Raw genomic sequence first — 9,944 nt, forward strand, 5'->3', positions numbered from 1 at the left:
GGGCGGCAGCGGCGCTCGTCGCCCGGGACCGGCCGGGCGCTGTCAGCCGTTCGTGCCGTTCGTGCCGCCCGTGCCGCCCGTGCCGCCTGTGCCGTCCGTGTCGAGCGGTCCGCCGGCGAGGGTCGAGGCGCGGGCCACCAGGGTGGGCCGCAGACGGCGGGAGCGGCCCGGTTTGCCGTTCAGCATGTTCACCAGGGTCGTCGCCGCCAGCTCGCCCATCCGGTACATGGGGGAGCTCACGGAGGTCAGGGGCACCGGGAGGGCCGCCGCCAGCGGGACGTCGTTGTAGCCGACGACCGCCACGTCCCGGCCGACCAGCAGTCCGGCGTCGCGGACCGCCGCCATCACGCCGATCGCGGCGAAGTCGTTGACCGCGAAGATCGCGGTGGGCCGCGGCCGCAGGCTCAGCAGGTGTTCGGCCGCGGCCCGGCCGCCGGGCACGTCGAAGGGGGAGGAGACGACATGGCTCTCCGGCACCGGCAGGCCCGCCTCGGCGAAGGCGTCGAGGAAGCCCTGGGTGCGCTCGGCGCCGGTGCTGGCGTAGGGCTCGCCCGCCACCACCGCGACCCGCTCGTGGCCGAGGTCCAGCAGGTGCTCTCCGGCCAGCCGTCCGCCGAGCAGGTCGTCGGTGGTCACCGACACCCGGCCCGGCAGCCGGCGTGACACCAGCACCAGGGGGATCCGCTGACGTGCCAGCTCGGCGACGAGGTCGGAGTCGGAGCGGGCGTCGCCGAGCACCAGGCCGTCGACGCGCCGGGCGAGCAGCGCGTCGGCACGGCGCCGCTGCAGCTGCGGATCGTCGCTGGTGTTGGCCACCACGGTGTGGTAGCCGGCGGCCGCGGCGGCCGCGTCGATCCCCTCGTAGACGGTGGCGAGCACGATGTCGGTCAGCCGCGGGACCAGCACGCCCAGCATCCGGGAGCGGCCCGTGCGCAGCGCCGCTCCGGCCGGGTCCCGCTGGTAGCCGAGCTCCTCGGCCAGCGTCCTGATGAGCGTGGCGGTCTCGGTGGCGACCCCGCCCCGTACGTCCTCGTCCGTGCTCAGCGCCCGCGACACCGTGGAGACGTGCACCCCCGCCTGCCGGGCTATCTGGGCGAGTGTGACCGGGACACGACCGGTGTGTGTGCCGGTTCCCGCCCGTGCTCCCTGCCGAGCCACTCCCGGTATCCCTTCTCCTCGGCCCTTGTGGGGCCTGCCTGAGCCTTCTCGGATCCTCCGCGTGCCGACGGCCGGCCGCCGTCGTCGCGCCCCTGAGCTTCGCACATCCGCAACCTCCCGGCCAGACAAGTGTGCGGCTACCCATTGACCAATAACAATCGTTTGCATAGCCTCGTCGCAATCGATTGCGAAGGGATGGCTCATGCGCCGTATCCAGGTCGTGGCCACCGGCGGCACCATCGCGAGCCGGTCCGGTGCGGAGGGCCGCCGTGCGACCGTGCTCGCGGAGGAGCTGATCGCGTCGGCCGGTCCGCTGCCGGCGGACGTGGAGATCGGCGCGCGGGACGTGATCACCCGGGGCAGCTACGCCTTCGACACCGCCGACCTGCTGGCGCTGGCCCGAGAGGTGCGCACCGCTCTGCGCGACGGCGCCGACGGGGTGGTGATGACCCACGGCACCGACACGATGGAGGAGACCGCCTTCCTCATCGACCTCGCCTTCGACGACCCGCGGCCGATCGTGCTGACCGGTGCCCAGCGCCCGTTCGACGACCGCGCCGCCGACGGTCCGGCCAACCTCGGTGACGCCCTCGCCGTGGCCGCCGACGACGCGGCCCGCGGCCACGGCACGCTGCTGGTCTTCGACGGCCTCGCCTTCGCCGCCCGCGGGGTGCGCAAGAGCGACACCATGTCGGCGCACGCCTTCACCTCACCCGGGCGCGGACCGGCGCTCCGCGTGGCGGACGGGCGCGTGGTGCCGCTGTGGCGGCCGAGTCCGAGTCCGCGGCTCCCCCTCGACCTCGACCTCCCCCAACTGCCCCGGGTGGACGTGGTGCCGGCCTACCCCGGCGCGGACGGACTGTTCGTCCGGGCCAGCCTGGCGGCGGGCGCCGCGGGGGTCGTGGTGGCGGCGGTCGGCGCGGGCAACGCCGGACCCGATCTGGTGGACGCGGTCGGCGAGGCGGTGGCGGCGGGCCGTCCGGTGCTCATCAGCTCACGGGTGCACTCCGGCCCGGTCGCGCCCCTCTACGCCGGCGGCGGCGCCGAACTGCAGCGGGTCGGTGCCGTCTTCGCCGACGACCTCAGCCCCTGGCAGGCCCGGCTGCTCCTGGCCGCCGCGAGCGCCGTACCCGGCCGGTCGCCGCAGGAACTCGTCCGCGCCTGGCTCGCCGGACGGGACCCACTGCCCGGGGCCGGCTCCTGACCCGTCCCCATCACGTCGCGACCCGCCCCCGGACCACCCCCCTTACTCCCCCTTAGACCCATCCCTCCCAGACCCGCACAGATCCCCCGCGTCATCAGCAAGGAGATGTTCGATGCCCAAGGAAATCCTCGTCGGCTTCGGTGTGGACGTAGACGCCGTCGGCGGCTGGCTCGGCTCCTACGGAGGTGAGGACTCGCCCGACGACATCTCCCGCGGCCTGTTCGCGGGCGAGGTCGGCGTACCGCGCCTGCTGGAGCTGTTCCGGCGCCGTGGCCTGACCCAGACCTTCTTCTGGCCCGGCCACTCCGTCGAGACCTTCCCCGAGGAGTTCGACGCCTGCGTCGCCGCCGGCCACGAGATCGGCGTCCACGGCTACAGCCACGAGAACCCGATCGCCATGAACCGCGAGCAGGAGGCCGCGGTCCTGGACCGCTGCATCGAGCTGATCGAGACCCGCGCCGGCCGCCGTCCCACCGGATACGTGGCCCCCTGGTGGGAGTTCAGCCCGGTCACCAACGAACTGCTGCTGGAGCGGGGGATCAAGTACGACCACTCGCTGATGCACCGGGACTTCGAGCCGTACTACGTCCGGGTCGGCGACTCCTGGACCAAGATCGACTATAGCAAGTCGGCCGACCAGTGGATGAAGCCGCTGGTGCGGGGGCAGGAGACGGACCTCATCGAGATCCCGGCCAACTGGTACCTCGACGACCTGCCTCCGATGATGTTCATCAAGGCCAGCCCGAACAGCCACGGCTTCGTCAACCCCCGTGACATCGAGCAGATGTGGCGCGACCAGTTCGACTGGGTGCACCGGGAGATGGACTACGCGGCCTTCACCATGACCATCCACCCCGACGTGGCCGGACGCCCCCAGGTGCTGCTGATGCTGGAGCGGCTCATCGACCACATCAACTCCCACGAAGGCGTCCGCTGGGTGACCTTCGACCAGATCGCGGACGACTTCGCCGCCCGCAACCCGCGTCAGAAGGGCGAGAGCAGATGACCACCGTGCAGCAGCAGGAAACAGTCGACGAGAGCGCCTGGCCGCGCTCCGGCGCCCCCTCGGACGAGGTCCTCTTCAAGGGCCCCCCGACCCTCAGCCGGCGCACCATCAGGACCACCACCGTGGTCTGCTTCCTGGCCTGGGTCTTCTCGGTCTACGACTTCGTGCTCTTCGGCACCCTGCTGCCGAAGATATCCGAGACCTTCGGCTGGACCACCGGTGAGGCCACGGCGATCGCGACCGGGGTGACGGTCGGCACCTTCGTCGTCTCGCTGCTGGTCGGGCCGATGCTGGACCGCTGGGGCCGCAAGCCCAGCCTGATCGTCACCACGGCGGGCGCGGCGCTCTCCTCCGGCTTCACCGCGCTGGTCGGCGGCGCAGCCTCCCTCATCGGTGTCCGGGCGATCTCCGGCCTCGGTTACTCCGAGGAGGTCGTCAACGGCGTCTACCTCAACGAGATGTACGGCAAGAGCCGGCGCCGCGGCTTCATGTTCAGCCTGGTGCAGAGCGGCTGGCCGGTCGGCGCCCTGCTCGCGGCGGCGTTCGCCGCCGTGCTGCTGCCGGTGATGAGCTGGCGCTGGATCTTCCTCCTCGCCACCTTCCCGGTGGTGGTCATCCTCATCGCCGGGTCCAGGCTCCGGGAGTCGCCCTCCTTCGTCGCCCTGAAGCGGACGCGGGAGCTGCGCAAGGAGGGGCGGGACGCCGACGCGACCCGGCTGGCGGAGCTGTACGACCTCGACATCAGCCGGGACAACGAGTCCGGTCTGCGCCAGCTCTTCGCCCCGGACCTGCGCCGGCACACCCTGTGCCTGTCCGGAGCGTGGCTGTTCAACTGGATGGGCATCCAGGTCTTCTCCGTGCTGGGCACCACCATCCTCACCGACGGCAAGGGCGTCTCGTTCTCCAGCGCGCTGGTCGTGCTGATCCTGGCCAACCTGGCCGGCTTCCTCGGCTACCTCTCCCACGGGTACCTCGGCGACCGGATCGGCCGGCGGACGACCATCATCGTCGGCTGGACCATCGGCGGCGTCGTGATGACGGCGATGCTGTTCGGGCCGAACAGCGCCGCGTACGTCATCCCGATGTACGCCCTGGGGCTCTTCTTCCTCCTCGGCCCGTACTCCGCCATGGTGTTCTACATGGGCGAGTCGTTCCCGGCCCGGGTCCGGGGCATCGGCTCCAACACCGCCCACGTGATGGGCCCGATGGGCGCGGTCGCCGGCTCGGCACTGCTCAGCGCGATCATCGGCCTCGGCGCGAACGCCACCACGGCCGCGTTCGTCGCGGGCGCCCTGGGGATGTTCCTCTCCGGCGTCCTGATGCTCGGCGCGCGCAACGTCAGCCAGGACGAGGACGACGAGCCCGCCCCCGCGGCCGCGGTGCCCGCGGCCTGAGCCGTCCCTCCTCCCTCTCCCTTCCCCCGCTTCCCGGTGCGTGGTGGCCCGCACCCGCCACGCACCGGGATTCCCACGAAAGGCAGAACATGTCCCCCAGTGAGCACACCGCACCGGCCCGCGACGACGGGCTGGCCGGCAAGGTGGCCGTCATCACCGGTGGCGCGAGCGGCATCGGCCGTGCCCTGGCGGTGGCCTACGCCCGTGCCGGGGCCGACAGCGTCGTCGGCTTCTACCCCAAGGACCCGCACAGCGCCGACGAGACGATCCGGCTGGTCGAGGAGGCCGGCGGCCGCTGCACCGCGGTCGCGGTCGACGTCCGGGACAGCGCGCAGGTCGACGCCCTGGCCCGGGCCGCCGTCGAGACGTACGGGCGGCTGGACATCGCCGTCGCGGGGGCCGGCGTACTGCGCCGGGCCGCCCTCGCGGACCTCGACGACGACGCCTGGAACGACATGCTCTCGGTCGACCTGACCGGCGTGCTGCGCACCTTCCGCTCCGCCGCCGCCGTGATGGACGGCCCCGGCGCCATGGTGGCGGTCTCCTCCATCGCCGGCGGGGTGTACGGCTGGGACGACCACGCCCACTACGCCGCCGCGAAGTCCGGTGTGCTGGGGCTGTGCCGGTCGCTGGCGACCGAGCTCGCCCCGCGCGGCATCCGGGTCAACACCGTCATCCCCGGCCTGATCGAGACCCCGCAGTCGCTGGACGAGGTCAACTCCCTGGGCTCCGCCGGGCTGGAGCGGGCCGGCCGGGGCATCCCGGCGGGCCGGGTGGGTCACGCCGACGAGGTCGCCCGCGCGATCCGCTTCCTCACCAGCGACGACGCCGCGTACATCACCGGTCAGGAACTGATCGTGGACGGCGGTCTGACGGTCCGGTGGCCGGAGTGACACGGCGCCGGCACACGGAACAGCAGGGAAAGGTGAACGACATGGGAGTCCTCCGGGAGAAGGTCGCGCTGGTGACCGGCGCGGCGAGCGGCATCGGCTCGGCCATCGCCGACGCCTACGCGGCCGAGGGCGCGCGGCTCTTCCTGGCCGACCGCGACGCCGACCGGCTCGCCGCCCTCGCCGAGCGCTACGCGGCGCAGGGCACGGAGACGGCCACCGCGGTCGTCGACGTGGCCGACGCGGAGCAGACCCGGCAGATGGTGGACAGCTGCGTGTCCTCGCTCGGCGTGCCCGACGTCCTGGTCAACTCCGCGGGGATCCTCACCGAGGTCCCGCTGGTCGAGATGGACGTCGAGACCTGGGACGAGATGATCGCGGTCGACCTGCGCAGCGTCTTCCTGTGCTGCCGCTGGACGGTGCCGCACATGGTGGCCCGCGGCAGCGGCCGGGTCATCAACATCGCCAGCCAGCTGGGCATCAAGGGGGGTGAGGGGCTGGTGCACTACTCGGCCGCCAAGGCCGGTGTCATCGGGCTGACCAAGGCACTGGCCAGGGAGGTCGCCCCGCACGGGGTGCTGGTCAACGCGATCGCTCCCGGCCCGGTGTTCACCCCGCTGGTGGACGGCATCACCGAGGACTGGAAGAAGGCCAAGCAGGCCGAACTGCCGCTCGGCCGGTTCGGGGTCCCGGCGGAGGTCGCCCCCACCGCCGTGCTGCTGGCCAGTGACCCGGGCGGCAACCTCTACGTGGGGCAGACCCTGGGCCCCAACAGCGGCGACGTCATGCCGTGAGCCGGTGACAGGAGCGGGAGAGTGAGCCACTGATGTGCGGAGCCTGCGGCGCGGGCCGCTCCGTACCGCGCTGGGAGGACGTCCTGGCGCCGCCGAGCCGGTCGGTCCTCGCCGCCCGGGCGGCACGGGCCGACCGGCTCCTGGACGGCGGGGCCGGACTGCGGGTCCGGCCCTGGCTGTCCGCGGGATACCTGCTCAGCGACCGGGTCGGCCGCACCGTGCACGCGGCGGACCTGGACACGCTGTGGCGGGCGGCCGGGGAGCGCGGTGCGCGGCCGGCGGGCTGGCGGCCGCTGCGGGGCGCGGACGCCACCGTGCCCGTCGAGGTGCCCGGCGGCTGGGACCTGGCCGCGGCCGCGGTCTGGTGCGCCGCCGTGGCCCGGGCCGAACCGGACGCCTCGCTGGAGGTCACGCTGCCCGACCCCGGCGGGGCGCGCACCCTGCTGGTGAACATCGAGTACGGCGCCGTACGGGCGACGGCCCTGGACGGCGCCCCGGACGGTCCGGCGCCCGGGGCCGCGATCCTGGTCCGCGGTGCCGGCGCGGCCGACGCGGCCCGGCACCTGGCGGACCACCATCACGAGGCGGCCCGCGGGTAGCCGTCGTCACGTCCGCACTCGCCACAGCCGCCGTGACCGGGGGCGCTCCCCCTGACCGCTCGCGAGCATTTCGTGACGCGTCCACCCCTTGTGTCACCGCTGTCGACGTCGTACCGTTTCGCCACCCCGAGATCGTATGGGCTCAAACGATACGGGGTGCCGTCACTTCGGCCGCTCCGCACCTGCCGTCCGTTCACGTCCCGCGGAGCGTCCTCGATCACCGGGAGTCGTCGCATGGCATCACGTTCACAGGACCTCGCACCCCAGTCCGGCGCTCTGCCGCCCGGCGCGGCGCCCTGTTGCTCCGACGGGCACGGCGACCTGGCCGCCGCCTCCCGGCGCCGCTTCCTCGGCACCTCGGCGGCCGCCGTGGCGGTCGGCGGCATCGGCGCGGCGCTGGCCGGCTGCGCGGGGCCCGCGAAGGCCGCCGCCGCCACCCCCGCGGCGGCGTCCGCGGTCAGCGCCCGGGCGGCGGGCAAGGGCGACCGGATCGTCCTCCTGGGCACCGCCGGCGGCCCGCCCCCGGAGATCGACCGTACGGGCATCGCCTCGGCACTGGTCGTCGGCGACCGCGTCTACCTGGTGGACTGCGGCCGTTCCGCGGTCACCCAGTACGGACGCGCCGGACTGAAGTACAAGAACCTGAAGTCCGTCTTCATCACGCACCTGCACGCCGACCACATCGCCGACTACCACAACTTCCTGCTCCTGGCCGGCTTCGGTGTGAACGACAGCGACGACGGGATCGTCGAGGCCGTCGACGTCTACGGCCCCGGTCCCGCCGGCGCGCTGCCCCCGAAGTTCGGCGGCGGCGAGGCCCCGACGGTCGCCCCGAAGGACCCGACCCCCGGTCTGAAGGTGCTCACGGACAGGCAGATCGAGGCGTTCGCCTACAGCACCAACATCTTCATGCGCGACTCCGGCGTTCCGGACGTACGGGACCTGGTCCGTGTGCACGAGATCGACCTGCCCGACGTCGGTGCCGACCCGCTGGGGAAGACCGCTCCCGACATGAAGCCGTTCCTGGTCATGGACGACGGCACGGTGCGGGTGACCGCGGTCCTGGTGCCGCACGGTCCCGTCTTCCCCTCCTTCGCCTACCGCTTCGACACGCCGAAGGGCTCGGTGGTCTTCTCGGGGGACACCTCGCTCAGCGACAACATCGTGCGCCTCGCCCGCGGAGCGGACGTCCTCGTCCACGAGGTCATCGACCTCGACGCCTACCGCGACTTCGGCATTCCCGCCCCGCTGCTGGACCATCTGAAGGTCTCGCACACCGACGTCAAGGAGATCGGGCCGCTGGCCCAGCGCTGCGGGGTCGGCACGCTGGTGCTCAGCCACATCGTGCCCGCGGACAAGAAGCTGGTGTCGGCCGCCTCGTGGCGCAAGCGGGCGCAGAAAGGTTTCAGCGGGCGGGTGGTCGTGGGCGACGACCTCGACGAGGTGCCCCTGCGCGGCAGCAGGAGCTGACACGCCCCACCGGACCCGTGCGGGCCTGTGCGGGCCTGTGCGGGTCTGTGTGGGTTCGGGGTGGGTGTCATGGGGTGGTGTCGGGCCACTGGTCGAGCAGGGTGTCGATGTTGTCGTCGGGTGGGGGTTCGCTGGTGTCGTGGAGGGGTTGTTCGGTCCAGATGATTTTGCCGGTGGGGGTGTAGCGGGTGCCCCAGCGTTGGGCGTAGCGGGCGACGAGGAAGAGGCCGCGGCCGCCTTCGTCGGTGGTGGCGGCGTGGCGCAGGTGGGGTGAGGTGCTGCTGGCGTCGGCGACTTCGCAGATCAGGTGGCGGTTGCGGATGAGGCGGACGTGGATGGGGGGGTGGCCGTAGCGGATGGCGTTGGTGGCCAGTTCGCTGAGGATGAGTTCGGTGGTGAAGGCGGTGTCGGTCAGGTGCCAGGCCTGGAGTTGGGCGGTGGCGTCGGCGCGCAGGCGGGCGACGGCGGCGGGGTCGGGGGGCAGGTCCCAGTGGGCGGTCTGGTCGGGGGCGAGGATGCGGGTGCGGGCGACGAGGAGGGCGATGTCGTCGCGGGCGTGGTCGGGGGGCAGGGCGGCCAGGATGTCCTGGCAGGTCTGTTCGGGGGTGCGGTCGGGGTGGGTGAGGGCGGTGCGCAGGGTGGCCAGGCCGGTGTCGAGGTCGCGGTGGCGGTCTTCGATGAGGCCGTCGGTGTAGAGGACGAGGCGGCTGTGTTCGGGCAGGTGCAGTTCGGTGGTCTCGAAGGGCAGGCCGCCCAGGCCCAGGGGTGGGCCGGCGGGCAGGTCGGGGTAGGTGGCGGTGCCGTCGGGCAGGGCGAGGGCGGGTGGGGGGTGGCCGGCGCGGGCCAGGCTGCAGTGGCCGTTGGTGGGGTCGTAGACGGCGTACAGGCAGGTGGCGCCGGTCAGGGTCGCCTCCTCGCCGGTGTGGTCCTGGGCGGTGTGTTCCTGGTCCAGGCGGGCCACCAGGTCGTCCAGGCGGGCCAGGAGTTCGTCGGGGGCCAGGTCGAGGGTGGCGAAGTTGTGCACGGCGGTGCGCAGCCGGCCCATGGTGGCGGCGGCGTGCAGGCCGTGGCCGACCACGTCGCCGACGACCAGGGCGACCCGGGTGCCGGACAGTTCGATGACGTCGAACCAGTCGCCGCCCACTCCGGCGCGGGCGGGCAGGTAGCGGTAGGCGACCTGCAGGGCGTCGTGTCCGGGCAGGTCGCGGGGGAGCAGGCTGCGCTGCAGGGCGACGGCCATGGTGTGCTCGCGGGTGTAGCGGCGGGCGTTGTCCAGGGCCACCGCGGCGCGGGCGGCCAGTTCCTCGGCGAAGGGCACGTCCTCCGTGCCGAACGGTTCCGTGGACCGTCCGCGCCAGAAGTCCACCGTGCCCAGCACCGTGCCCCGCGCCCGCAACGGCACCGCGATCAGGGAGTGGATGCCCTGGTC

The 9,944-nt window shown here is 73.0% G+C and carries 9 protein-coding genes; 7 read left to right on the forward strand and 2 right to left on the reverse strand.

Annotation, left to right across the window (positions count from 1 at the left end; genetic code table 11):
* Nucleotides 1-42 precede the first annotated feature (42 nt).
* Nucleotides 43-1,158 carry a LacI family DNA-binding transcriptional regulator gene (locus RH94_RS26230; protein WP_073950511.1) on the reverse strand — a complete coding sequence of 372 codons (1,116 nt, stop codon included), beginning with the start codon at nt 1,156-1,158 and terminating at the stop codon, nt 43-45.
* Between the two features lie 202 nt (nt 1,159-1,360).
* Between RH94_RS26230 and RH94_RS26235 the strand changes: the two genes are divergently transcribed.
* From RH94_RS26235 to RH94_RS26265, 7 genes are all read left to right on the forward strand, one after another.
* Nucleotides 1,361-2,362 carry an asparaginase gene (locus RH94_RS26235; RefSeq protein ID WP_073950513.1) on the forward strand — a complete coding sequence of 334 codons (1,002 nt, stop codon included), beginning with the start codon at nt 1,361-1,363 and terminating at the stop codon, nt 2,360-2,362.
* Between the two features lie 112 nt (nt 2,363-2,474).
* Nucleotides 2,475-3,368 carry a polysaccharide deacetylase family protein gene (locus RH94_RS26240; protein ID WP_073950515.1) on the forward strand — a complete coding sequence of 298 codons (894 nt, stop codon included), beginning with the start codon at nt 2,475-2,477 and terminating at the stop codon, nt 3,366-3,368.
* A complete protein-coding gene (locus tag RH94_RS26245; protein ID WP_073950517.1) occupies nt 3,365-4,762 on the forward strand; it encodes an MFS transporter in 1,398 nt (465 codons plus the stop codon). Before RH94_RS26240 ends, RH94_RS26245 begins: the two co-directional genes overlap by 4 nt.
* A gap of 89 nt (nt 4,763-4,851) precedes the next feature.
* Nucleotides 4,852-5,655, forward strand: coding sequence for an SDR family NAD(P)-dependent oxidoreductase (locus RH94_RS26250; RefSeq protein ID WP_073950519.1), 804 nt, complete (start codon nt 4,852-4,854; stop codon nt 5,653-5,655).
* Nucleotides 5,656-5,696: 41 nt separating this feature from the next.
* Entirely contained in the window at nt 5,697-6,446 is a 750-nt protein-coding gene (locus RH94_RS26255) for an SDR family NAD(P)-dependent oxidoreductase (protein ID WP_073950555.1), read from the forward strand.
* A 32-nt stretch (nt 6,447-6,478) separates the two neighbouring features.
* Entirely contained in the window at nt 6,479-7,045 is a 567-nt protein-coding gene (locus RH94_RS26260; protein WP_073950521.1) for a hypothetical protein, read from the forward strand.
* Nucleotides 7,046-7,279: 234 nt separating this feature from the next.
* Nucleotides 7,280-8,515 (forward strand): MBL fold metallo-hydrolase, encoded by a 1,236-nt coding sequence (locus RH94_RS26265; protein ID WP_079189194.1) that lies wholly within the window; start codon nt 7,280-7,282, stop codon nt 8,513-8,515.
* Nucleotides 8,516-8,582: 67 nt separating this feature from the next.
* On the opposite strand, the gene RH94_RS26270 is transcribed toward RH94_RS26265, so the two are convergent.
* The coding region (locus RH94_RS26270; RefSeq protein ID WP_143204030.1) for an ATP-binding SpoIIE family protein phosphatase at nt 8,583-9,944 on the reverse strand (1,362 nt) is incomplete at its 5' end.

It is taken from the genome of Streptomyces kebangsaanensis, from assembly GCF_001906585.1.
Classification (GTDB): domain Bacteria; phylum Actinomycetota; class Actinomycetes; order Streptomycetales; family Streptomycetaceae; genus Streptomyces; species Streptomyces kebangsaanensis.

What these genes read in the sequence shown, in the direction of transcription:
- RH94_RS26245 (WP_073950517.1), top strand. Translation starts at nt 3,365, where the DNA reads ATGACCACCGTGCAGCAGCAGGAAACAGTCGACGAGAGCGCCTGGCCG.
- RH94_RS26260 (WP_073950521.1), top strand. Translation starts at nt 6,479, where the DNA reads ATGTGCGGAGCCTGCGGCGCGGGCCGCTCCGTACCGCGCTGGGAGGAC.
- RH94_RS26255 (WP_073950555.1), top strand. Translation starts at nt 5,697, where the DNA reads ATGGGAGTCCTCCGGGAGAAGGTCGCGCTGGTGACCGGCGCGGCGAGC.
- RH94_RS26235 (WP_073950513.1), top strand. Translation starts at nt 1,361, where the DNA reads ATGCGCCGTATCCAGGTCGTGGCCACCGGCGGCACCATCGCGAGCCGG.
- RH94_RS26250 (WP_073950519.1), top strand. Translation starts at nt 4,852, where the DNA reads ATGTCCCCCAGTGAGCACACCGCACCGGCCCGCGACGACGGGCTGGCC.
- RH94_RS26240 (WP_073950515.1), top strand. Translation starts at nt 2,475, where the DNA reads ATGCCCAAGGAAATCCTCGTCGGCTTCGGTGTGGACGTAGACGCCGTC.
- RH94_RS26265 (WP_079189194.1), top strand. Translation starts at nt 7,280, where the DNA reads ATGGCATCACGTTCACAGGACCTCGCACCCCAGTCCGGCGCTCTGCCG.